This is a genomic window from Streptomyces sp. NPDC022910 (assembly GCF_055561075.1).
Window position 1 is genome coordinate 40661 of record NZ_JBVHHL010000017.1, and the last position, 25937, is coordinate 66597.

Here is a 25937-nt window from a genome sequence, read left to right on the forward strand (position 1 = left end):
AGAAAGGCATCAGCCCGTGAAGCTCCCCGTTGACGACGCGACTCTGGCGGCCTGGGCCACGCTGCTCGGCCTCACCGACAAGCAGGCCGCCGCGACCCTCGCCGAGATCGAGGAGACCCTGCGCATCGGCTACGAGCACCGCCCCGAAGAGCTGCGCGACACCAGCTTCGACCAGCTCATCAAGGACATGGAGACCGACGAGGCAGCCCTGATGTTCCTCATCAACGGCCTGCGTCAAGCCGGTTACCCCGCCGCTGCCTACGACGTCGAGGTCCGCGGCATCTTCGCCACCCTCCGGGACCTCCAGCAGACCAGCTGATCCCGCTCCCCACCCCATCCACACGCCGCCCCGGCCGCGCCCAGCGCACCGGGGCGGCCCCATGCGCGCCCGCAGAAAGGAATCCGCAGCCATGTCCGACGACTTCTTGCCCCGCGCGGCAACCCCGGCCACCGCCGCGCGGCCCGCGCCATCGTGGGCGAAGAAGCCCCCGCCCAAGTCCAAGGCCCGCCCCACCGGCAAGATCACCGCCCGCCGCTACGCCGCCCCGCGCGACCCGCACCAGCACGCCCGCAAGATCGCGGAGAACGTCCTCGATGCCTGGTACCAGTCCTTCGGCGGCAGCAGCATCGACGTCCCCCTCGGCACCGTCGCCGGGCTGTCCCTGCTGCGCAACGTGCCCGGCCTGGCGGACTGGGTGCTCAACCTCCAGCCCGAAGAACTCCCGCAGCTCCTCAAGGAGATCTACCTCGGCCACTGGATCAAGCGCCCCGACCTGATCAACCGCGCGATACGCCTCCACGACTGGGCCTGGAACCCCGACCCCGACAAGCAGCAGCTCCGCGCCGTCCACGCCGTCACCCGCGCCGCCATCAACACCGGCCTGATGGACCTCACCGGCCACGACGACCCCTGGCAACGCTCCGAAGCCGACGTCCTCAGCCCCCTGCTCACCGGCCTCCGCCACAAGAGCGACAAGAAGTGGCGCGGCGAGTACCACACGCCGGCGTGCGTCACCGACCTGATGGCCAACATGACCGTCGACAAGGACTTCGCCAAGCCAGGCATGTCCTTCCGCGAACCTGCCGTCGGCTCCGGCACGATGTTCCGCTCCGTCGCCCAACGTCTGCGCGACCTCGGCCTCAATCCGCACGACTTCCACTGGTACGGCAACGACATCGACTCGCTGTCCGCCGGGTGCGCCGCCGTCAACGCGATCATCTGGGACCTCGGCCCACGCTGCCTCATCGGCTGCGCCGACTCCCTCGCACCGGAAGACGACTACGCCAAGACCCGCGCCGAAGCCAAAGAAGCCTTCGAGCAGCGCGACCGGTACATGGAGACCGCCTCCACGATCATCGCCCACCGCCGCGCTCTCGCCCTCCTCGACGAACTCATGCCCAGCAAAGAGAACGCCGCGTGACCGAACCCGACCCCTTCGACCGACCAGGCACCACCCCGGCACCGCGCCGCCGACGCCCGGCCTTCGCCGGCCCCCGCGACGAGATCGACCTGCCGCCCCTCGACCAGCTCGCCCCCACCCTCGACCCGCCTTGGAGCAAGGAGGACACCGACACCCCCGACCGCACCGCCGCCTACCAGCACCCCGACGGCCACCGCATCGGCCTCCGCGTCCAGCCCCGCGGCCTCGCCATCCAGACCTGGATCACCGCAGGCCCCGACCTGCCGCTGATCCCCGACGGCACCGACATCGAGCAAGCCGAAGCACAAGCCGCCAACGACGCCCGGCTCCAGCCCGGCCGCACCTGGCACGCCGTCCTGACCACCCGCACCAGCAAAGCCCTGGCTGCAGACCTCGCCGCGCTCGTGCGCGAACGGCTGCTCCCAGCCCTCACGAACAAGCCACGCGGCATACCTGCCCCCGCTCCGCCCGCCCGCATCGGGCAGCCCGACACCGCATCGCAGAAGGAAGGAACCCAGAAGTGAGCGCGTCCGACAACACCGTGCAGGTCACCAGCCTGCCCAACCTCGCCCAGATCCTGCCGTGCCTCCTGGGCCACTACCCGGACGACAGCATCGCGCTCTACGCCCCCGGCCCGAACTTCCACGACGGGCCGACCATGACGTGCCCCCTCCCCGAGGACACCGCCGAGTGGCAGGCCACCGCCGAGAACGCTGCGCGCCAGTTCGTGGCGTACGCCCACGACCGGGGGCACGACCCCTCCCAGGGCGTCATCATCTACCTCTGCCGCGAACCGCGCCTCGGCCAGAGCCCCGAGGAGACCGCCGCCCTCCTCGCCCCCATCGGCACCTGGCTCACCAACGAGTTCACGGAGCACCGCGCCACCGTCCTCCAGACGATCGGTCTCGTCGCGAACCGGTGGTGGGCCTACGAGTGCGACAGCGACGGGTGCTGCGAGGGCGAACCGCTCCCGTCGCCGGACGATCCCACCAGCGTCGTCGCGCAAATGACCCGCCTCGGGCGCACTCCCGGCCCCCGCACCCGCGACATCATCAAGGAGTTCCGGGCGGTCACGGCCGATCCCGACTTCCTCAAGGACCTGCACACCGCCGCCAACCACTTCAACACGCGGTGCGCGACCAACGCTGGACGCGACGCCACGCTCGCGTTGACGTTGGAGCAGATCGACGCCGCCATGAGCCGGTTCCGTGACGGGGCGACCGTCCTCAGCCGCGCTCTGACCACGCAGCTCATCGTCGGGCTTCAGGACGACGCCGCCGTGGAGGCCGGCGTGGCCCACGCGGAGGACGGCGACCTTCCCCACGCCCGACGCTTGTGGGCCTACCTCGCCCGGCACTGCGCCGAACCGTTCACGCAGGAGGCCGTGCCCATCCTGACGCTGTTCGCATTCGTCGCCTGGCGGCAAGGCGACCTCATCGCCGCGCGGTTGGCCCTGCGCGACGCCATCACCACCGACCCCGACTACGAGCTGGCCACCGGCATACACCTCGGCACCATCGACGGCGAAGACCCCCGAGACTGGCTAGCCTCCGCCCGCGAGGGTCGTGCCCACCGCACGGCACACCTCCAGCACGCTGTCCAGGTCGCCAGCGAATACCGCCCCACCACCGACACCACCGCGGTGCGCTACCGCGAAGCCGTCGACGCCGCCACCAGCCACCACTACGACCAGGTCCTCAGCGAAGAGGAACGGCTCCTCGCCCGCCACGGCACCATCGACCTCATCAACGGAGCCTTGGTCGACTTCCGTAACGGCCGACCCCAGCTCACGGACGAGATCGCCGCCCGCATCATCCTCGGCTTGCAAGACCCGCACACCAGGGACGCCGCACTGTCCACCGGCGAGGAGAGCGACCTTCCCTACGAGCGGCAGCTGTGGGGCTACATCGCCCGGCGCTGTGTGCCGCCGCACACCGGAAAGGCACCCCCGCTCCTCACCCTCCTCGGCTGGGTCGCCTGGCGACAGGGCGACACCGTCACCGCCAGCCATGCCTTCACAGAAGCCCTCGACATCTACCCCGGCCACACGATGGCCACTCTGCTGCTCGACGGCATCCGCATGCAGTGCGACCCGGCCCGGCTTCTGGCGACGTACCGCGACGCGGCGGCGGAGTTCGCCGCAAGCCGCCCGGACCTCGACACCCCCTGACCAACACCGTGGCCCCGGCAACCGCCGGGGCCACCCGCCCGGAGACCGACCCATGACGACATCGGACGAACGTCGTGGCGCCGTCGCACGCCACACCGACTACCTGCCTCACTACCGCGACAAGAACAGCAACAGCCGCGACCGCTGGCGCATCGCCTGGGGACACCCAGGCTTCACCCATCACACGCCGCCCGAACCGACCACCGATCACCAGCCCACCGTCCTCGTCCGCAACTGGGGTCGCCTCGCCCCGGACGGTTCCGGCGACCTCTGGTCCTACCTCCACCGGGGCGCTTGCCTCGGCTGCACGTGGGAAGGCCCCGACCGCCGACGAAGCGACCAAGCCGTCGAAGACGCCCACGACCACACCCATGAGGGATGGCGCGACCTCCCGGCGCTTCCCGAACGCCGAGGCCGGCACTGGACCACCCACGCCACGCACCTGTACCCGAAGGGCTGGTTCGACACAGGCGGGCCCGTGCGCACCATCCGCACAGGAATCGAGAAACGGCACCTGCCCGGCAAAGCGCCCGGAGGCGGCTACGACCTCGCCGTACAACCACCAAGGACGGAACATCGGACAGCGATCATCGAAACGCTGCTCCCGGAGCACCACGAGAGCGAGGCGGCGTGAGCGACCCCAAGTCCGTCACGTGGCTCCGACCCGAGTACAAGGGACGCGAAGACGAACTGATCAACCTCGCTGCGGGAGCAGCCCTCGTCGGCGTCACTCGCTCCACCGTCAGCAACTGGGCCAAGCGCCATGCAACCTTCCCGAAGATCGTTTTGCTGACGGGTATCGGCGACAGGCGCGTGAAGTACATCCCCCGCGACGAGTTCCTGTCCTTCGCCCAGGCACAGATGAACAAGGAACGCACGCCAGCCCGTAGACCGGCCGCCCGCCGGCCCACGACCCTTCTGCGATCAGACGAGATTGCTCACTCCGAACGGCAGATAGCCAGGCTCACTGAGCTGGAGGCACGTCAAGCAAAGGCCCTCGCGCGCACCCAACAGGCACTGAGGAAGCACCGCGAACGCCTCAGGCAGGCTCGGCAGGCGCTCGCCGCAGAGATCGCTGCAGTGCACCACCTCGAACAAACGGAAGGCGCATCAGGCGTGGACTCCGCAACACCAGGAGAAGGAAGCATCCCGGAGTGACCTCGCAACGAGGCTGCTCACCGCAGACAGGGCCGCGCTCTCGGGTGCAGACGGTGCGGCCCTGTCGCATCGGTCAGGAGTGCGGCTAGCGATGCTCGCACTACACAAAGGCGAGGCACGCCTCTCCTCAGAAAGTGCTCCAAGCCGATGCGTGCGACTCCGGACCGTAGGGACTCCACCCGTTGAGGTGCGGCTTGAGATCTTCCGGCTCGAACGTCAGCCCGGACGGCATGGTCGGTAGTTGTGTCAGCGGGTCGAGGGTCTCTGCGTAGTCGCGCGCCCACCGCAACCAGACACGAGCCGATTCGACGTCGACGTCCTCGTCCACCGCTACATTGATCCTGCGCTCCAGAGCGTCGCAGTACTGGCGGAGCGCGTGCGCATCCTGCCACTGACTTGCCTGCTCACGGAGAATCGTTGCGAAGCGAGCCTGAGCAGCCTTCTCTCTGGCGGTAGCCATGGCCGCTTCCCAGCTGATGCGGCGCTCTTCCTTCGCGCGTTCCTCATCCAGCTTCCTCTGCTGCTCCTCGACCGCGCGAGTCTCCAGTTCCCGGAGCACGGCCCCGAGGACGTCCTCGAGTTTCGACCGCTTGCGGTCGCCCCAGTGGTGCTGCCTCTTGGACCGGCTGTACCCGATGTCCAGAGCGAGCTGCTGAGAGCGGTCTGGATCGGCAGACTGGGGAAACTCCTGCTTGATAGTGACGCAGCTGGTGAAGCCGTCGATAACGATCTCCAGCACCCCTTCCCGACAACTCGCGGGGAAGTACCGGCCGTTGTAATAGTGCGCTGAACGGTGGTCACGCTCAGGGACCCGCTGCTCGCGTACCTTGTATCCCCGGCGTTCCGCCTCTGCTGCGAGCCCTTGCAGCAGCAGCAAAGCACGGCGACGCAGAGAGGGCGGCATAAGAAGCCGGCGCTCGCTGTCTCGCAAGGCCGCCACGACGCGGTGCGGCGAGCGCAACTGCCCGGGGACTGAAACCCGCGGGTTCTCCTCTGGGGACCTCCGCCCAGAGTTGGCATGTGGGCCGTCTACCAACGAGATCTGCAGATCACGGCCCGCGTTCCACAGTCGCCGCTTCTCGATGCGCTTGCCCGCCGGCGCGAGTTTGTGCCGCTTGGCGAAGTCGATGACACGTCGCCACTCGGTGATCTCATCCTCGTCAGGCCCTGATATGACCACATGGCGCTCGGCGACCAATCGCTCCACGAGCTTGGTCGCTTTTGCGCGGCGTGCGACGGGGATGGGCCTTTCGCTGTACGGCGTTGGCTGCTTCTTATGGGTGGTCGTCGGCTTGCTCCCATGAGCTGTCGCCGTTGCTGTGGAGCCGCGGACCCTGCCCTTCGCCACGGTAACCGGTGCCCTCGACTCACCAGCAGCCGTGCGCCCATGTGCCGGATGCTCCGGATGATGACCGTGCTGCAGGTAGAACCGCCCTGCCTCAGTAACTTCCGCCCGCCAGCCGCCACCCCGGCGGCTCACCGTCACGAGACCCCGATCGCGCAGCGCATAGGTTGACCGCCGCATGCCCGGATCCTGAGCGCCGGGATCCTCGTCGGCAGCAAGTTTCCTGAGGAGCGTGAGTTGTCGATCGTTCAACGCTTTCCAGCGGTGCATGCGACAAGTTCACAAGGAAACAAGGCGGGTCACAAGTGGCCGTCGATGCCCTCGACCAGCGTGTCAGCACGCAGCCGGGCGAACATGCTCGCCCCGCTCGGGGCCGACTTCGGTACTCTTGTCCGCAGGCGGCTGACCAGTAGAAACGCCGTATGGCTCCACCCCCGGGCGAAGGGGGCGGAGTCCTTTCCGTCTGTAAGGCACTCCGCTGCGTGAGAGTTCGAGACCCCGTCTTCCCCCACGTTCAACCTGCATTGATCCAGCAGACGTCCCCAAGCGCCTCCTCCCGGAAGGCTCTCGGGAGACCGCCAGTGGACACGCAGTGGACGGAAGGACCCGGAAGGATCAGGAAGGCCGACGCAGAGCCAGAACGGCGAAGTGCCTCTGACCTGCGGTTATAGGAAGATCGAGGCAAGACCGGGGACGGATCGGAAGATCAGAAAAGGACTCATAATCCGTCGGCCGTGGGTTCGAGTCCCACCCGCCCCACCGAAGCCCCTCGACGCAGGAACGTTTTCACCTGCGTCGACTTTGCACGGCCTCTGCCACGGATGGCCGCAACGACACGCCTGAGATCGTTAGTCGGCCCGCTGTCGGCCCGAACGGCGGACGATCAAGACATGAAGCAGCCCCAGCCGGGTCGGGGGTCCCAGCTCGGGCTGTCGTTCAGGCGCGGGCGGAGATGATGAGCGTCCCTAGCGTGCGCGGTCCGGCGGCGCGGCGAGAACCGTGGCGCGCACGTCCCGGTAGTCATGCTCGGCTGGCAGGCGCTCCCCCGCCTCGGGCTCGTAGTCCCACCGCTCACCACAGCGGGGTCCTCGTCGGGGCCGCGCGGGATGTACGAGGCCTGACAGCCGTAGCAGCCCTCGACGGGCGGCCGCTGCGAGAAGACCAGCCTGCCGCCCGGGCGCAGCCGCGGACGCACGGCAGGCAGGAGTCGGCCGTGGGTTCGAGTTCCACCCGCCCCACCTGTGTGGGCCTCTGACCAGCGGAAACGTTCATTTTTGGGTATCGGAGCGTCAACTTTGCCTGAACGGACCGAATCCGCTGCTCGATAGTCGGGCTCAGGGCTGTTCAGATCAGTCGAATGTGCACCTGACCTGCGCGGATGTGTCAGTCGGGTAGTCCGGGGGAGTCGGTTGGGGATCGAGCGGCGTCCGTTCGTCGTCTTGGGGCCGAGTTGAGGCCGTCGGTAACCGGAGAGTTCCTCCGGGAGCTTCGTGTCGGTCGTGTGCCCTTCAGGGGTGCGCCCCGGGGCATGGGCGCTGAGGAAACGGGCTCAGCGGGGAACGGCCGCATTGCGACCCCGCTCCCTGGCGCAGGTAGACATCCATGCGGAGCGGCCCTTCTGTGTCGGCAGGTGCCGGCTTGCGGGGTCGAGGCGGCGTCCGGAACATGTCATTGAAGTGAACGACAAGATCCTTTACCCGTGCTCGGGTGGCTGATCGCCTGATCTTGGAAGATTTATTGCTCCTCGATTGAAGTGCCCCTGCCATGCTTTCCGATCGCCAAGAGTTTGTGATCGGTCCGTCAAGTGCTCTGGGGTGGGTTGTGGGGGATTCGGGGGGTAGACGTGTGCGGCCGTTGCGCATGGCATGGCTGGCCGCGGCCGTCTTGTTGATTCAACCTGTCGCGGCGGCCGCCGCGGACACGGCCGTCGCGGGCGGCCAGGACACCGGTTCCGCCACTACGACGTCCCTGTCGCCGGAGGCGGCCGCCGCGCAGCAGGCGGTGGCCAGTGGTTCTCCGGTTGAGGTCGCCGATGACCGTACGGAGTACACGACGACGTACGCCAATCCGGACGGCACGACGTTCAGGCTGGACCAGTCGACCGTGCCGGTGCGGGCGCACCGGACCGACGGGTCGTGGGTGTCTCCGGATCCGAGCCTGGAGGTTCGGTCGGACGGGACGGTCGGTCCGAAGGCGGCCGTGGTGGATCTGGCGTTCTCCGACGGCGGTGATGGCTCGGGGCTGGTGGACATCGCCCGGGGCGGCAAGTCGTTGCGGCTGGGCTGGCCGGGGAGGCTGCCGAAGCCGACGCTGGACGGGGTGAGCGCGGTGTACGCCGATGTGCTGCCCGGTGTGGATCTGCAGATGACGGCGACGACCGAGGGCTTCCGTGAACTGCTGGTGGTGAAGACCCCGCAGGCGGCCGCGAATCCGGAGCTGAAGAAGGTCGCCTTCTCGCTGCAGTCGGACGGGCTGACGGTGGCGTCGACGAGCGGCGGCGGGATGACCGCCGTGGACGACGACGCGCGCCCGGTCTTCTCCGCTCCGGCGGCGCTGATGTGGGACTCGCAGGGCGACGCGACCACCTCCGGCTCGTCCACCCAGTTGGAGCGGACGGTTACGGTCACACAGGCGAGCGACCCGTCCCCGTCGGCCACCACGGACCCGTCCACCGGCACGTCGGCGGACGGTACGGCGGGGCCGGGCGACGGCGACGCATCGGCGGTGCTGCCGGTCCAGGTCGGCACGGATTCGCTGGCTGTGGTGCCGGACGCGGGCATGCTGGCGAACAGTGACAGCAGTGCCTACCCCCTCTACATCGACCCCAGTGTGGGCCTGGACCAGACGGCCCACACGTATCTGCGCTCGGACGGCGTCAGCGACTTCAACTGGGGCAACGGCAGCAACAACGAGGGCAAGGGCACGGGACATTGCTCCTCGTGGAACGGCTATTACTGCGGCCCCGGCTACACCGAGCGGCTGTACTTCCAGTTCTCGCCGAGCAGCCTGGCGGGCAAGAAGGTGCTGTCGGCGACGTTCCGGGCGACTGAGAGCTGGTCGTTCACGTGTGATGCGCGCTGGGTGGACCTGGAGCGCACCAGCAACATCTCGTCGTCGACCACCTGGTCGACCCGTCCCTCGTATCTGGGGGTGATGGCCAGCCGCGACGTGTCGGCGGGCCGCAGCTCTCTGTGCGATCCTTCGCAGCCGCCGGCTCCGATCGAGTTCAGCGGCTCGAGCCTGACGTCGGTGGTGGGGGACTTCGCGGCGGGGAAGTTCTCGCGGCTGACGTTGCTGCTGAAGGCCCGGGACGAGACGGACACCAGTGCCTGGAAGCGGTTCCGGAACGACGCTGTGCTTTCGGTGACGTATGTGGGGCTGCCCGCGGTGCCGACCAAGGCGGGCATCGTCGAGGGCAGCGGGATCAGCTGCGAAACGGATTCCGGCGACCCGGATGTGATCTCTGATCCCACCCCCAGCCTGACCGCCACGGTGTGGACGGCGACCGGTGGTGGCAGTGGGGCGAGCCTGCGCGCCCACTTCTACGTCCAGAAGCAGAACAGCGACGGCAGTTGGTCGGTGGCGACCGAGCCGGTGCGGCCCACCAGCGGCTACGTCGGCAACGGCGCCGTTCTCACCTACCCGTCACCGATCACGTTGTCCGAGGGACCGCTGTACCGGCTGGCCGTGTTCAGCCGCTCCTACTACAACAGCGGGGACAGCTATCTGGAGTCGCACAGCACGGTGACCACCAAAGGCTGGTGCTACTTCAAGGTGGACACCACCGCCCCGAAGGCGCCCACGATCACCTTCGGCAGCCCGTACTCCGAGTGCACGGCCAACGCGTGCGACCCCGCCGGCGGCCCGGGCATGGCGGGACAGTTCACCTTCTCGCCGGCCTCGGGGGACACCAACACCGCTTACGAGTACAAGCTGGCGACCTCCAGCGCCTGGTCCAAGCCGATCTCCGGAAACAAGGTCACGGCCGGGATCACGCCCCAATTGGCGGGCACCCAGCAGCTGCAGGTGCGGGCGCAGGACAGTGCCGGACGCTGGGGCGCGAAGACGATCGTGAAGTTCAACGTCGCCGAGGGGCAGACGGCGATCGGTCGCTGGCATTTCGACGATGCGGCGCCGGGCTCCGGCGTGACCACGGCCGCGGACACGGCGACCGAGGGCACGCGTCACGCGGCGACGCTGTACACGAGTGGTGCAGGCTGGTCGTCGCTGGCACGCCGCGGGGAGGGGGACCGGTCGCTGTGGCTGAACGACACCTCCGACACGACCCGTCAGTCCGGGTATGCGGCCACCGCCGCACCGGTGGTCAACACCCAGTCGTCGTTCACGGTTTCGGCCTGGGCCTACCTGGCGGACGGGTCCGACTTCCGCACGGTGTTGTCGGAGACGGGCAGCGACGGCTCCGGATTCGCCCTGTACTACTCGCCGAGCATCGAACGCTGGGTGTTCCTGTGGAACTGGTACGAGAACGGGGTCCGCAAGTACCTGGGCGCGAATGCCGACGCGGCCGGGGTGCCGCTGAAGGTGTGGACGCACCTGACCGGCGTGTACAACTCCGTGGACCGCACCATCTCCCTGTACGTCAACGGCCGCCTGCAGGGAGCGCCGGTGGCGCTGCCCAGCACTTCGGACGCCACAGTCACCGACGGCACCCTGCAGTTCGGCCGGGCCAGTTTCACCCCGGGCAGTTACGTCAACTACTGGCGGGGCCGGGTCGACGAGGTGGCCGTCTGGCAGCGGGCCCTGACGGACGACGGAATCGCCACCGAGGACCAGCTGCTCGACGCCAACAATGCGCCGAGCGTGGAGCTGATGGGCGCCTGGAACCCGGATGGCGCGAGCGGCAGCACGCTGGCGGACACCACCTCCGGATACGGTCGCGCGCTCACCCTGTCCGGCGGTGCCTCACTCGACGGCCAGGCCCTCGTCCTGAACGGAACGGACGGGGCGGCCACCAGCCCGGGGCCGGTGCTGGATGACACCGCGTCGTTCACCGTCACCACGCTGGTGGACGTCGACCGCGACGCCTTGCTGTCCAAGCCTGTCGGATACACGGCGCAGGTGGTCGGCCAGCGCAGCGCGGACGGTTCCGCCTGGGGCTTCTGGTATCAGCTGACCGGCACCGACATCGACCCGGACACGGATACGACCATCCCGGTTGGCAACTGGTACTTCGGCCGGCTGAACACGGACGGCAGTTTCGACGGGGTGGTCTCCGACGAGGCCGCGGTTCTGGGTAGCCCGGTGCGGATGACGGGCACGTATGACGCCCCGTCCGGGACGATCCACTTCTATCTCGGGCCCGACGAGAACGGCTTCAGTGTCACGCATCCCTACAGGGCGGTGGCGGGGTCCGGCGAGTTCGCGGCCGGTGAGGGATACGTGGGCGGAGCCTGGGGTCACCATCTGCCCGGAAAGATCATCGACATCAGGCTGTGGGCCGGTGCCATGGCCAACCAGCAAGTCACCGACACCATCGGGGACTGAACCGCGTGACAGGTACGGGTGGGGCGGCGTCAAGCAGCCGCCCCACCCGGCCAGACTCCCTTGTCCTCTTGCTCTTTTGATCCCTTGGCGTGCGCAGGCGGCCGGCAGCGGTCGCGGGAGGCTAGTCATGAGTTCCGGCATGAAGGCTCGTTGGATCGGCACTGCTCTGACCCGCGGCGTTTTGTTGCCGTGGCGTGCACCTGCACTGGGGCGAGTTGTACGCCGTCGGCGGGCACCTGTTGTCGCGGCGCTGTGCATGGCGCTGGTCGTTCCGGCGGGACTTGGGGTGCCGGCGGCTCATGCTGCCGGGGGCGGCCTGGGCAAGCCGGTGCTGCCGAAGCAGCGGGTCGACAAGGTACAGAAGCATCCAGGCCTGGGTGCGAAGAAAGCCCGTGCGCAGGTCGCGAGAACCAGGGTCGCCAACGCGGCCCAGGCCCAGCGCGCACGTGCCCAGCAGCACGTGGCCTGGCCGCACACCGCCGAGGTGACCGGACGAATACCAGGGCAGGGCGTGGCCAAGCTGACAGCGGGAGGACTGCCGGTCACCGTCGTACCTGGGCGGGGGACCAATTCGGCGGCGGGCCAGGTTCAGGTGCGGGTTCTCGGACAGCAGCAGGCCCGGGCAGCAGGCATCAAGGGTGTGCTGCTGACGGCATCGGCCGCCGAGCCGGGCTCCGCCCAGGTGAGCGTTGACTACTCGGCGTTCGCCTCCGCCTACGGCGGCGGCTGGTCCGGTCGCCTGCGGCTGGTCCAGCTCCCGGCCTGCGTGCTGACTACGCCGCAGAAGGCCGCCTGCCAGACGCAGACCCCGCTCGGCTCGCACAACAACATCGGTGCTCAGACGCTGTCGGCCAAGGTCAGCTTGGGGGACGCAAGCAACGGCATCGGCACTGCGCGGGCCTCGCGCTCGGCGCTGCGCACGTCCCTGATGGCTGCCGGAACAACGTCCTCGGCCACGGTGTTGGCCGTGACCGCCACATCATCGGGGGAATCGGCCTCCGGTGCCGGCAACTACGCGGCCAGCCCGCTCTCGGCCTCCTCCAGCTGGGAAGCTGGCAGTGCCTCGGGCGGCTTCACCTGGTCCTACCCTCTGACCACTCCGCCGGCCGCCGCGGGACCGTCGCCGCAGCTGTCGTTGTCGTACGACTCGGGGAGCGTGGACGGCAGGACGGCTTCGACGAACAACCAGGGAACGCTCGTCGGTGAGGGCTTCGGCGACGTGGCGTCCTCCTACGTCGAGCGGTCCTACGCTTCGTGCGACGACGACGGCGAGAGCGGCAAGTACGACCAATGCTGGAAGTACGACAACGCTTCGCTCGTGCTGAACGGCAAGTCCACCGAACTGGTCAAGGACGACACCACCGGCGTCTGGCACCTGAAGGACGACGACGCCTCCACCGTCACCCACTCCACCGGCGCCGACAACGGCGACAACGACGGCGAATACTGGACCGTCACCACCGGCGACGGCACCAGATACGTCTTCGGCCTGAACAAGCTGCCGGGCTCGGACACCCAGCGCACCAACTCCGTCTGGACCGTGCCGGTGTTCGGCAACAACTCCGGCGAGCCCGGCTATGACCAGGGCTCCGTCTTCGCCGACCGGGCCGTCACCCAGGCCTGGCGCTGGAATCTGGACTACGTCGTGGACCTGCACGGCAACGCGATGTCGTACTGGTACACCGCGGAGACCAACTATTACGGAAAGAACGGCGCGTCCACCGGCACCGCCCAGTACACGCGGGGCGGCTACGTCACCAAGATCCTCTACGGGCAGAACAAGGACACCCTGTTCACCGGCACCGCCTCGGACGAGGTCACCTTCAGCTATGACGAGCGGTGCACCGCCTCCGACTGCTCCTCGCTGACCTCCTCCACCGCCTCCAGCTGGCCCGACGTCCCGTACGACTCCATCTGCACCTCCGGCGCGGACTGCAAGGCCACTGGCCCGGCGTTCTTCACCCGCAAGCGCCTGACCAGCATTGACACCCACGCCTGGTCGGCCGCTTCCAGCGCCTACACGGATGTCGACTCCTGGGCGCTGACCCAGCAGTTCCTGGACCCGGGCGACATCGGCAACAGCACCGACCAGACCCTCGTCCTCAAGAGCATCCAGCAGACCGGCAAGAACGGCACCGCCATCTCCCTGGACCCGGTCACGTTCACCTACCAGATGCGGGAAAACCGGGTCGATTCCTCCACGGACAACGTCCTGCCGCTGAACCGGCCCCGCATCCAGACCGTCACCTCCGAGGCCGGTGCCATCACCACGGTGACGCTGTCCAACCCGGAGTGTGTACGCGGCTCGAACATGCCGTCCTCCGAGGACAACGACACGATGAGCTGCTACCCGGTCTACTGGCACATCAACGGTGCCACCGAGGCGTCGCTGGACTGGTTCAACAAGTACCGGGTCACCGATGTCGTCACCTCCGACCCCACCGGTCTGGGCGAGACGATGGAGAACCACTACAGCTACTCCGGGCCGGCCTGGCACTACAACAACGACCCGTTCACCCCGGCCAAGGAGCGCACCTGGTCCGACTGGCGCGGCTACCGCACCGTCACCACGCTGAAGGGCGCGTCCAGCGAAACCCAGTCCAAGACCGTGTCGCTGTATCTGCAGGGCATGGATGGTGACAAGCAGAAGGACGGCACGACCCGCTCGGTCTCCGTCCCGGGCATCGGCTTCACCGGCCTGAGCGTGGCTGATCAGACCGACAGCGAGCGCTTCTCGGGCTTTACCCGCGAGCAGATCACCTACAACGGGTCCACCCCGGTCACCGTCACTGTCAACGACCCCTGGTCCAGCCGCACGGCCAGCCAGCAGAAGTCGTACGCCAACATCGAGGCCTACTTCGTCCACACCTACAAGACGCAGACCTCGACCTACCTGACCGCCGCCTCCAACTGGCGCACCCGCAGCGTGACCACCAGCTTTGACAGCTACGGCATGCCCGCCACCGTCTACGACGCCGGCGACACGGCCGTCACCGGCGACGAGACCTGCACTCGCACCTGGTATGCCCGCAACGACAGCCTGGGCATCAACTCCCTGGTCTCCCGCACCCGCGTCGTCGGCCGCGCCTGCTCCACCGCCGAGACCGACCTGAGCCTGCCGGCCTCGTCGAGCGCTCGCGGGGACGTGCTGTCGGATGCGGCCACGGTCTACGACACCGCCACCGCCACCGCCTGGACCGCCTCGCAGACCCCGACCCTGGGGGACGCGAACTGGACCGGACGTGCCTCCGCCTACCCCGCCACGGCCACCAACGGCGAGCGGTCCCCGACCTCCTGGCAGACCGTCGCCAAGACCACGTACGACACCCTGGGCCGGCCCTTGAGCGTGACCGACGCGCTGGGCAACCCGACGACCACCGTCTACACCCCGACCACGACGGGACCGCTGACCAAGATCACGGTCACCAACGCGAAGACTCAGAAGTCCTACACCTACCTCGACTACGCTCGCGGCACTCCCGTCAAGGTCTACGACGTCAACACGAAGCTGACCGAGTCGACCTATGACGCGTTGGGCCGGGTGTCCGCCGTCTGGCTGCCCAACCACCTTCGCGCCGCCGGATACGGCGCCAACTACACCTACGCCTACTCGGTCACCAACAACGCCCCGTCCTGGGTCTCCACCTCCAGCATCCTCGGCGAAGGCGTCTACAACACCAGCTACACGATCTACGACTCGCTGCTCCGGCCGCTGCAGACCCAGTCTCCGACCGCGAACGGCGGCCGGCTGCTGACCGACGCCCGCTACGACAGCCGCGGCCTGGCCTACGAGACCTACGCCGACGTCTTCGACTCCACCGCCACCCCCTCCGGCAGCTACGCCCGTGCCGAATACGGCGGCGCACCGAAGCAGACCGACACCGCCTTCGACGGCGCCGAACGCCCGACCAACAGCACCTTCTACGTCTACGGCGTCAAGAAGCGGTCCACATCGACGACGTACACCGGAGATTCCACCGCCACCACTGCCCTGGCCGGTGGATCCGCGGCCCGCACCATCATCGACGTCTTCGGCCGCACCACCGAGCAGCGCGAGTACTCCGGTACCGACCCGGCCGACACCGCCTATGGTTCGGGCGTCGGCACCGCCTACACCTCCACGAAGTACACCTACACCCGCGACTCCAAACCGGACATCGTCACCGGCCCCGACGGCACCCAGTGGTCCTACACGTACGACCTGTTCGGCCGTCAGGTCTCGGCGACAGACCCGGACAAGGGCACGAGCACCACGTCGTACACCGACCTGGATCAGGTCGCCACCACCACCGACTCCCGCAAAACCACCCTCCTGTACGGCTACGACGAACTCGGCCGCAAGACCGACCAGTGGCAGACGTCCAAGACCGACGCCAACAAGCTCGCCCACTGGGCCTATGACACCCTGGCCAAGGGGCAGCTGGACTCGTCCACCAGCTATGTCGGCGGGGTGACCGGCACCGCCTACACCCGCAAGGTCACCGCCTACGACAGCCTGTACCGGCCGACCACCACCCAGTTGGTCCTGCCCTCGACCGACGCCCTGGTCACCTCCGGCGCCGTCACCTCCACGCTGACCCTCTCGACGTACTACAACCTCGATGGCACCCAGCAGTACATCTCCGAACCCGCCGCCGCAGGCCTGGCCGCAGAGAAGGTCGTCACCCACTACAACAGTGTCGGTCTGCCGACCGACGTCGCCGGCCTCAGCGGCTACCTGCTCGGCGCCGCCTACTCCGAAATCGGCCAGCCCCAGCAGTTCACCCTGGGCACGTCCGCGGCCGAGGGCACCAAGAAGGCATACATCACCAACACCTGGGAGGAAGGCACCGACCGGCTCAAGCAGTCGGCCGTCACCGACCAGACCCACAACTACGAGCTGCAGGAACTGAACTACAGCTACGACGACGCGGGCAACGTCACCTCCATCACCGACCCCACCACCCTCGGCGGCACCGGCAAGGCCGACGACCAGTGCTTCACCTACGACGGCCACCAACGCCTGACCGAGGCCTGGACCCCGTCCACCGCCGACTGCTCCGCCTCCGGCCGCACCACCGCGAACCTCGGCGGCGCCTCCCCCTACTGGACCTCGTACAGCTACACCGACGGCGGCCTGCGCAGCACGGAGACCAGCCACACCTCCGCCGGTGACACCACCAAGACGTACTGCTACGGCGACACTGCTCACCCGCACGGCCTGACCGCCACCACCGCGGCCACTTCGTGCACGGGTGTGACCGCCACGTACGCCTACGATGCGACCGGCAACACCACCGGCCGCCCCAACGGCACCGACACCCAGAGCCTCACCTGGAGCCCCGAGGGCCAACTCAGCACCCTCACCGAGAAGTCCGGCTCCGGCACCACGAAGAGCACCACCAGCCACGTCTACGACGCCGACGGCACCCTCCTGATCCGCCGCAACACCGGCGGAGAGACCGTCCTCCACCTCGACGACGGCACAGAGGTCCACCTCGACACCTCCACCTCGACCGCCAAGTACTGGGCCCAGCGGTACTACAACGCCGGCGGCCAGGTCATCGCTCTGCGCACCAACAAGACCGGCACCGAGACCCTCTCCTGGCTCGCAGCCGACCAGCACGGCACCAGCAGCCTGGCCCTCGACGCCACCAGCCAGGCGGTCACGAAGCGATACACCACCCCCTTCGGCGCCTCCCGCACCGGCGGCACCGGCACCTGGCCCGACGACAAGGCCTTCCTCGGTAAGTCCGCCGACTCTTCCACCAGCCTCACCTACGTCGGCGCCCGCGAATACGACCCGACCATCGGCCGTTTCCTCAGCGTCGACCCGGAACTCGACACGAGCGACACCCAATCCCTCAACGGCTACACCTACGCCGACAACAGCCCGGTGACCCAGAGCGACCCCACGGGCCTGGAGAGCTGTGGGCCGGTTCACTACTGCTCCGGCAGTAACGGCACGTACGGCACCTATCACGAGGAAAACGACCCGGGGTCGAAGAAGTACAAGGGCTCCAGCCACTACTGCGACACGCACAAATGCGGCAGCGGCGGTGGCACCGGCAGTGCCCCGGCCAGCGATCCGGTCACGATCGCGCCGATCCCGCCGCGCCAGTTCGACGCAGAGGCAAAACGCGCATGGCTCGATGCACTCCACATGGTCGACAAGCAGAACCGGATGACGGACTCCGGCGACATGTGGGACGCCCGTAACGGAATCCACCTGGCGAGTGAGACATTCTGGGAGGTCTTCTGTCGCGAGGCCCCCGGCGCCTGCCCCAAGAGCCGGCCCGACGCGAACAACTCCACGGACTTCGGGTACTTCCCGATGATTTCGGCAGACTCGTCGGGAGAGTCTCTCAAAGACGTTCTGCGTGGTGGCCCCTCGGCGGCAGCTGCCGGAATCTGGTACAGAAATCTGCGCCCCGACGAGGATCCGGCAGAGGGGCTGTTCGCCAAGAACGTCGACGGCGACTACACCATTAACGTGCAGATCGGTCAGGGGAGCCGGGTACGGACCCAGTGGATTTCGGTGACGAAGAGCTGGGATGTGATCAAGAAGTGGCGCCAGCCCGGTCAACGGGTCGCTATCATCGACGGAGACAAAGTCGAGGCGCGGCTGGTCGACCTCACCACCCCGGAAAACAGGGCAAGGTATCTGCGAGGATTTCGTTCACTCAACAACGCGCAATCATCGCAAGAGGCCCTGGTCGAGAGATACATAAACCCGAACGCCATACTCGGAATGGTCGAAGATGAGGAATGATCCAGTGGATGAGGAACTCGTGTCGCAATTGAACGACGCGGCTGAGGGATTCATCGGTCCCCTGCGCCTGAACGACGGCTTCGATCAGCCGGCGCTGGACGAGCTGTGCAGGCAGATCGACCGGCTCGGGCAGCAGTGGCGCACAGCCGAGGTCATTCCGAAATCGGCTGCTCTCCTCCTCTCGGAGCTGTACCCGGCGATCAGCGCCTGCGCCGACCTCTACGCGGGGGACGAACGCCAGAGAATGATCGAGGCTGCGGTGCGGGTCGGAGAAAGAGTCACCTTCGCCTTGGACCCCGCGGGCGAGCCCGAGATGTGAGGCCTCGCGCTGCACCGCCACCGCACACGACGAGCCCCGGACCACCCGTCCGGGGCTCGGAGGGCGTCATCCGGGCGCGTCGCACGCGACATGCACGACGTGGTGGTGGTGCTGGGCGGCCCGGATTCTGCGCGTGCCGCCCTCACCCTGTTCCTACCTGGCCCTGCGGCTGCGGTGGCAGACGGTGCGGCTTATGGCGCCCCCTCGTGAGGGTGAGGGATTGCCGCTACGGGGGCCTCATCGGGAAGAATGCCAGGACGATGACGTCACGCCCTGCCGAACCGGACCGCATCGGCCCCGCTGGGGCCGCCATACCCGCGGCGTCGTCCACCGAGACGTCGTACGCCCCCTTCGCCCACCTCACCGCACCCAACGCCGCCCTCTACCGCCAGGTGATGCGCGTGTTCCTGGCGGCCAAGGAGCGGTTCGCGGTGCATCTGCGGCCTGAGGACGTGCACGCCGCACTGCCGCCGGAGGACCGCCCCGCCGGTCCGGACGCCGTCGTCAAGGCGCTGGACAGCCTCGTCGGGTGGGGCAATCTGCGGGCGGACCCGGACACCTCCCGGGTCACCGCGGTCGAGGACTTCTACCGCAGACGCTTCATCTACCAGCTCACCCAGGCCGGCGAGGCCGCCGAGCAGGCGCTGTCGGTGTACGACGAGGCGCTGGGGCGGCGCGGGGCTCTCCAGGCGGTGGCGCTGCACGACATCGTCACGCACCTGCGGGCCCTGCTCGTGATCGCCGCCGAGGGCGAACCGGACGCGGCCAAGGCCCACCTGGCGCTGTCCGCGCTGACGCACAGGTTTGAGGCGTTGGCCGAGAACGCGCGTGCGTTCATGGGGTCGCTGCAGCGCACCATCGATCTGCACGGCGTCGAGGTCGAGGTGTTCCTCGCCTACAAGGACCGGCTGATCCAGTACCTGGAGCGGTTCATCCAGGATCTGATCACTCTCGGCGGGCGGATCGCCCTGCTCATCGGGGAGCTGGAGGACGAGGACCGGGTGGGCGTGCTGCTGCGGCTGGCGGCCGCACGGGAGGCGGCCGACGCCGCTCCGGACGAGGCCGACACTGCCCAGATGCAGGCGTACGAGCGGTGGGCGGGGCGCTGGTCCGGGCTCGCCGCCTGGTTCGTGTCGGCGGACGGCCGCGAGTCCCAGGCCCGCCTGCTGCGCGGACGTGCACTCGGCGCGATCCCTCAACTCCTGGCAGCCGTACGGCAGTTGAACGAGCAGCGGGCCGGGCGCTCGGACCGGTCGGCGGATTTCCGCGTCCTGGCCCGCTGGTTCGCCGAAGCCCCGGACGACGGGGCGCGGCACCGGCTGTGGCGCGCCGCCTTCGGCCTCTACCCCGTCCGTCATCTCACCGTCGACACCGACACCCTCGCCGCACGCGAGGCACGTCCGGTAGCACCCTCCACCCCCTGGGCCGAATCCGAACCGCTGCGGATCAGCCCGCAACTGCGCCGTACCGGGAGCTACGAGCGGCGCGGCAAGCCCCGCAAGGTGCAGGACCGGTCCGAGCAGCGGCGGCTGCTGGCCGAGCTCGCCACGAAGCAGGCGGAGGAGATCACGGCCGCCCGCGCCCGGCTGGCGACGGACGGCACCACTCGGCTGTCCGCGCTCGGTGAGCTGGACCCGGTGGCCTTCGGCCTGTTCCTGCGGCTGCTCGGCGACGCCCTGGCCACCTGGCGGCCCGGTACGACCACGACCGTGGCGACCAGCAACGACGGCACGATGGAGATCCGCCTCACCGCTCTGGACGACGGTACGACGGCCGAGATCCGTACGCCGGGCGGGGTGTTCCGGGGGCCCGACCACACCGTCGCGATCACCGACCTCACGGTGAGCATGCCCGCGGGGGAGGCGCGATGACCACATCCCTGGGCGAGGTCCTGGACGACCGGCGCACCGCCGAGTTCCACAGGGCCGCCCGCGCCCTGCTGAAGGAGCCGCTGCTGCTCGCCCGTGGCCCCGGCGCCGACGCCTACCGCCTGGTGCGCCGGTACGCCGCCGAGCTGCGTGACTGGTTCGACCGCAACACCGGCTGGTCGCTGCGGGTGGACGCGGAGTCCGCCCGGTTGCGCAAGACGCCCGGCACCCTGGCCGACGCGACCCACCCGGCGCGCGAGGCGTCCCGTGCCGGTGTGCCGTTCACTCGCCGCCGCTATGTGCTGCTGTGCCTGGCGCTGGCCGCACTGGAACGCGGGGAGGCGCAGATCACGCTCGGCCGCCTCGCCGAACAGGTGGTGCTGGGCGCCGCCGACCCGCAGCTGGCCGCGGCCGGCGTGGAGTTCACGCTGGAACGGCGCGAGGAGCGCCTGGATCTCGCCGCCGTGGTGCGGCTGCTGCTGCGGTACGGAGTGCTGCGCCGGGTGGCCGGGGACGAGGACGCCTACGTCAGCGGGGCGGGCGACGTGCTCTACGACGTGGAACGCCGCGTCCTGGCGGGGCTGCTGGCCGCCCGCCACGGCCCGTCATTGATCGACGCGGACGGATTCGAGGAGCGGCTGTACGCCCTCACCGCGGAGAGCGCCCTGGACAGCGACGAGCTGCGCTTCCGCGCGATCCGCCAGAAGCTGACCCGCCGGCTCCTGGACGACCCGGTGCTCTACTACGACGAGCTGACCGACGAGGAGCTGGTCTACCTGACCCGCCAGCGCGCCTTCCTCACCGCACGCGTCGGCGAACTGACCGGCCTGGTGGCCGAGGCGCGGGCCGAGGGCATCGCCATGGTCGACCCCCACGACGACCTCACCGACGTACGCATGCCAGAACAGGGCACCCACGGGCACGTGACCCTGCTGCTCGCCGAGCACCTCGCCGGCGCGGACGGCGAGGTGACCCGGGCCGAACTGGAACGGCACGTACGGGAACTGGCCGCCGTCCATGGCGCGTTCTGGTCCAAGAGCGCCAAGCAGCCGGGCACGGAGGGTGAGCTGGTCGAGCAGGCGCTGGCCAAGCTGACCGCGCTCGGTCTGGTGCGGCGTAGGCCCGCAGGCGTGGCCCCGCTTCCCGCGCTCGCCCGGTACGCGGTCGGCGAGAGCGTCGTCGAATCCTCAAGCCATCCCCAGGGAAAGGCACAGCAACCGTGACGGCCCTGCCCCAGCCCGCGCCCGGCCGGTGGCGGCCGTTGCGCCTCGGCCTGGTCGACCTCTTCTACTACGACACCGAGGAGTTCTGGTTCCGCGACGGCCGCCTGCTGCTGCGCGGCAACAACGGCACCGGCAAGTCCAAGGTGCTCGCTCTCACGCTCCCGTTCCTGCTGGACGGCGACCTGTCGGCGCGCCGCGTGGAGCCCGACGCCGACCCGGGCAAGCGCATGGAGTGGAACCTGCTGCTCGGCGGGGAACATCCCCATCCCGAGCGGCTCGGCTACACCTGGATCGAGTTCGGCCGTGTCGACACCGACACCGGACAGAGCCACTTCCGCACCCTCGCCTGCGGGCTGAAGGCCGTCGCGGGCCGCGGCATCGCACGCCACTGGTACGCGGTCACCGACCAGCGGATCGGCCAGGACCTGAGCCTCCTGGACGCGACCGGCACCGCCCTGTCGCGAGACCGGCTCGCGGAGGCTCTCGCCGGGCACGGCATGGTGTACGACACGGCCACGGCGTACCGCCGTGCGGTCGACGAGGCGCTGTTCGGCCTCGCCGAGCGACGTTACGCCGCCCTGGTCGACCTGCTCATCCAGCTGCGCCAGCCGCAGCTGTCGAAGCGGCCCAGCGAGGCCGCCCTGTCCCGGGCGCTGACCGAGGCGCTGCCGCCGATGGACCAGGCCGTGATCGTCGACGTGGCCGAGGCGTTCCGGTCCTTGGACGAGGAAAAGGAGGAACTGCGGGCGGCGAGCGAGGCGCAGCGGGCCGCCTCCGCCTTCCTGGACCACTACCGGCGCTACGCCCGCGTCGCCGCCCGCCGCCGTGCCCGGCTGCCCCGCAGCGAGCACGCCCGCTACGAGCAGCTGCACCGCGACCTGGTCCAGGCCCGGGCCGAGCGGGAGCACGCCGAGACGGACCGGGAGGCCGCGGCCGGGCGGCTCGCGGAGCTGGAGGAGACCGCCACGCGGCTGAAGGCACAGCAGGCCGCTCTGCGCGAGGGCCCCGAGATGCGCAGTGCCCGCGAGCTGGAGCAGGCGGCGGCCGAGGCGCGCCGTACCGCCGAGGAGCTGAACCGGGCCGAGGCCGACCGTCAGGAGGCGGCCCAGGTGCACACCCGGGCCCTGGGGCGCCTCGCCACGGCCGAGCGGCGCCTTGCGGCGGCCGAGGAGCGGGTCGCAGACCTGGCCGAACACGCCCGGGAGACCGCTGATGCGGCTCGCCTCGACGACGTACCGCGCACCTACGGCGCACCGGAGGCCGAACTGCGGCGTGCCGCCGAGGAGTCGGTGGCACGCAGGCGCCGTACCGTCGACCATGTGGAGGAGCTGGCGGGCCGTGCCGACCGGGCCGCCGCCGAGCGACGCGCCGCCGTCCGTCATCTGGACGACGCCGAGACCGAGGCCGGCCACACCGCACAGCGGCAGGCCGAGGCGGAGCAGAACACCGAGGTGGCGGGCGCGGACCTCGTCGCCCGCGTCCGCGCCCACCTGGACGCCTGCGAGGAACTCACCGTCCCCGATTCCGCCGGGCTGCTCGACACCCTCCAGGACTGGGTGACGCACTGTCAGGGATCTCACCCGGCACGGGAGGAGGCCCGTCACGCCCACCGCGCGCGTGCGGCGGAGCTGGCCGACCGGGCCGCTCTCCTCGGGCAGGAACGGGCCGGCCTGAACGCCCGGCGCGTCGAGGCCGAGCGAGAGCTGGCCGAGCTGGAGGCGGGCGGCCGGCGCGGGCCGACGGCGCCTGGGACCCGTACCCCTGGCTTGCGCGAGCAGGTCCCGGGGGCACCCCTGTGGCGGCTGGTCGACTTCCACGACCAGGTCACGGCGGGGGAACGGGCAGCGCTGGAGGCCGCGCTGGAGGCGTCCGGGCTCCTGGACGCCTGGGTGTGCCCGGACGGCACTGTGCTACGTGCCGACGGGTATGACGTTCTGCTCTCGCCGGTCGGCCCGGTGACCGGCAGCACGCTCGCCGACGTGCTCCGCCCGGCCGTGGACCACGGCGACCGGCAGGCCGCGGCGGTGGATGAGCGGACCGTCGCTCGCGTGCTCGCCGGGGTGGGGCTGGGCTCGGGCGGTGACACCTGGGTGAGCGTCGACGGCCGCTTCCGCGTCGGAGCGCTGACCGGCAACTGGTCGAAGCAGGTCGCCGAGTACGTGGGCGAGGGCGCCCGCGAGGAGGCCCGTCGGGCCCGGATCAGCGCCCTGCGCACCGAACTCGCGGCGTACGCCGAGGGCATCGGCCGCCTCGACGCCGAACGCGCCATGGTGGCCCGGCGCCGGAGCGCCCTGGACGCCGAACTGGCCGGCGTCCCCGACGACGATGCCCTGCGCCGGGCGCACGCCCTCACCGCCGCGGCCGCCGACGCCGCGCACCGGGCCCGTGCCCGCCGCGACGAACGCGCCACCGAACTCGCCGAGGCGTCCCGCCAGGAGGCCGAGGCCGCCACCGAACTCACCGACACCGCCGCCGCGGTGAACCTGCCCACGGCCCGGGCGGACCTCGCCGCCGTCCGCCAGGCCCTGGCCGACCACACCGCCGTCCTCGCCGGTCTGTGGCCCGCACTGCGCGAGCGCACCGGCGCGGCACGGGCCCTCGCCGAGGAGCGTGCGGAAGCCGAGCGGGCCGGGGAAAGAGTGGCGGAGCTGGCCCTGCGCGCCGAGGAAGCGGCCCGCAGGGCGGCAGCCGCCGACGAACGCCACGCCACCCTGCGCTCCACTGTCGGCGCGGCGGTGGCGGAGCTGGAGCGGCGCCTCGCCGACACCGCCGACGCGCTCGCCGCGTGCGAGCGCGAGCAGCGCCGGGCACGCGAGGACGCAACGGCCGCCGACCGGCGTGCCCACCTGGCACTCGGGCACATCGAACGCCTGGAAGTCGACGTCCGCGAGGCCACCGCGGCCCGCGCCGAGGCCATCGACGCGCTCCAGCGGTTCACGGCCACCGGGCTGCTCACCGTCGCCCTGCCCCAGGCGGCCGTGCCCGCCGTGGACGCCGGACCTTGGGCCGCCACCCCGGCCATCGCGCTCGCCCGCGCGATCGAGAGCGACCTGTCCGGCACCGACGACTCCGACGGCGCCTGGGAACGCGTGCAGAAGAAGCTCAGTGAGGAGTACAAGAAGCTCCAGGACGCGCTTTCCCGAGGCGGCCACAACGCCTCGGCCCGGATGACCGAGGACGGCGTGGTCGTCGAGATCGTCTACCAGGGCCGTACCCGGGCCGTCCCCGATCTCGCCGAGGCCCTCGCCACGGAGGTCGCCGAGCTGACCCGCATCCTGTCCGCGCACGAGCGAGAGATCCTGGAAACCCACCTGCTGACCGAGGTCGCCGGCACCCTTCAGGAGCTGATCGGCGCCGCCGAGCGCCAGGTGCAGGCCATGAACGCCGAACTGAAGGAGCGGCCCACCTCCACCGGCATGAGACTGCGGCTCGTCTGGCGGCCCTCGCGCAAGGCGCCGGCGGGTCTGACACAGGCCCGCGAGCGGCTGCGCCAGTCCGCCGACGCCTGGACGGCCGAGGACCGGGACGCGGTCGGCGAGTTCCTCCAGGCCGAGATCGCCCGTCGGCAGGCCGACGACACCGCGGGCAGCTGGCTGGAGGTGCTCACCGCGGCCCTCGACTACCGCGCCTGGCACGAGTTCGGCATCGAACGCCACCAGCACGGCAAGTGGGTTCCCGCCACCGGGCCCGCCTCCGGCGGCGAGCGCGTTCTGGCCGTGAGCGTGCCGCTGTTCGCCGCGGCCTCCTCCCACTACGCCACGGCCGCCCCCCACGCCCCCCGACTGGTCACCCTGGACGAGGCCTTCGCCGGCGTCGACGACGACTCCCGCGCCAAGTGCCTGGGCCTGCTGCACGCCTTCGACCTGGACGTGGTGATGACCTCCGAACGCGAATGGGCCTGCTACCCGCAGGTCCCCGGTATCGCCATCGCCCAGCTCTCCCGCGTCGACGAGATCCCCGCGGTCCTGGTGACCCGCTGGGAGTGGGACGGCGCCGCACGGATCAGGGGCAGCGAACCGGGCCGCCCGACAGGAGGCATTCCCACGCAGACCGGTTCGCGGAACGACTCGCCGACCGACTCGCGGACCGGCCTGCAGGCAGCACCGGACACGGCCGAGGCACAGGACGCCCTGTGGACATGAGTGAGGGGCGACTTGCGCCCGCGGAGTCGAACGAG

At 69.7% G+C, this 25937-nt stretch carries 13 protein-coding genes; 12 read left to right on the forward strand and 1 reads right to left on the reverse strand.

The annotated features are described in order from the left end of the window. Positions 1-16: 16 nt before the first annotated feature. From ACZ3TS_RS18385 to ACZ3TS_RS18410, 6 genes are all read left to right on the forward strand, one after another. Positions 17-319 (forward strand): hypothetical protein, encoded by a 303-nt coding sequence (locus ACZ3TS_RS18385; protein ID WP_467618984.1) that lies wholly within the window; start codon positions 17-19, stop codon positions 317-319. A 91-nt stretch (positions 320-410) separates the two neighbouring features. Continuing rightward, positions 411-1421 carry an N-6 DNA methylase gene (locus tag ACZ3TS_RS18390; protein ID WP_467618986.1) on the forward strand — a complete coding sequence of 337 codons (1011 nt, stop codon included), beginning with the start codon at positions 411-413 and terminating at the stop codon, positions 1419-1421. Continuing rightward, the gene (locus ACZ3TS_RS18395) at positions 1418-1945 is read left to right on the forward strand and encodes a hypothetical protein (RefSeq protein WP_467618988.1); all 528 of its coding nucleotides are present in this window, start codon (positions 1418-1420) and stop codon (positions 1943-1945) included. Before ACZ3TS_RS18390 ends, ACZ3TS_RS18395 begins: the two co-directional genes overlap by 4 nt. Continuing rightward, entirely contained in the window at positions 1942-3591 is a 1650-nt protein-coding gene (locus ACZ3TS_RS18400) for a DUF4192 family protein (RefSeq protein WP_467618990.1), read from the forward strand. The genes ACZ3TS_RS18395 and ACZ3TS_RS18400 overlap by 4 nt, the downstream gene beginning before the upstream one ends. 52 nt (positions 3592-3643) lie before the next feature. Further along, the gene (locus ACZ3TS_RS18405; protein ID WP_467618992.1) at positions 3644-4225 is read left to right on the forward strand and encodes a DUF6349 family protein; all 582 of its coding nucleotides are present in this window, start codon (positions 3644-3646) and stop codon (positions 4223-4225) included. Beyond that, entirely contained in the window at positions 4222-4749 is a 528-nt protein-coding gene (locus ACZ3TS_RS18410; RefSeq protein ID WP_467618994.1) for a hypothetical protein, read from the forward strand. The genes ACZ3TS_RS18405 and ACZ3TS_RS18410 overlap by 4 nt, the downstream gene beginning before the upstream one ends. A 127-nt stretch (positions 4750-4876) precedes the next feature. On the opposite strand, the gene ACZ3TS_RS18415 is transcribed toward ACZ3TS_RS18410, so the two are convergent. Continuing rightward, positions 4877-6364 (reverse strand): hypothetical protein, encoded by a 1488-nt coding sequence (locus tag ACZ3TS_RS18415; protein WP_467618996.1) that lies wholly within the window; start codon positions 6362-6364, stop codon positions 4877-4879. Between the two features lie 1590 nt (positions 6365-7954). Here ACZ3TS_RS18415 and ACZ3TS_RS18420 point away from each other — a divergent pair. The 6 genes from ACZ3TS_RS18420 (at position 7955) to ACZ3TS_RS18445 (ending at position 25902) form a co-directional block, all read left to right on the forward strand. Further along, complete coding sequence (locus ACZ3TS_RS18420) at positions 7955-11599, forward strand: LamG-like jellyroll fold domain-containing protein (protein ID WP_467618998.1); 3645 nt, start codon at positions 7955-7957, stop codon at positions 11597-11599. A gap of 256 nt (positions 11600-11855) precedes the next feature. Then, a complete protein-coding gene (locus tag ACZ3TS_RS18425) occupies positions 11856-18350 on the forward strand; it encodes an RHS repeat-associated core domain-containing protein (RefSeq protein ID WP_467618999.1) in 6495 nt (2164 codons plus the stop codon). A gap of 4 nt (positions 18351-18354) precedes the next feature. Further along, on the forward strand, positions 18355-18669 hold the full coding sequence (locus tag ACZ3TS_RS18430) for a hypothetical protein (RefSeq protein WP_467619000.1): 315 nt from the start codon (positions 18355-18357) through the stop codon (positions 18667-18669). A gap of 260 nt (positions 18670-18929) precedes the next feature. Then, positions 18930-20540, forward strand: a complete 1611-nt coding sequence (locus tag ACZ3TS_RS18435; RefSeq protein WP_467619002.1) for a TIGR02677 family protein — start codon at positions 18930-18932, stop codon at positions 20538-20540. Continuing rightward, entirely contained in the window at positions 20537-21760 is a 1224-nt protein-coding gene (locus ACZ3TS_RS18440) for a TIGR02678 family protein (RefSeq protein ID WP_467619003.1), read from the forward strand. The genes ACZ3TS_RS18435 and ACZ3TS_RS18440 overlap by 4 nt, the downstream gene beginning before the upstream one ends. Next, complete coding sequence (locus ACZ3TS_RS18445) at positions 21757-25902, forward strand: TIGR02680 family protein (RefSeq protein ID WP_467619005.1); 4146 nt, start codon at positions 21757-21759, stop codon at positions 25900-25902. The genes ACZ3TS_RS18440 and ACZ3TS_RS18445 overlap by 4 nt, the downstream gene beginning before the upstream one ends. Positions 25903-25937: the final 35 nt, after the last annotated feature.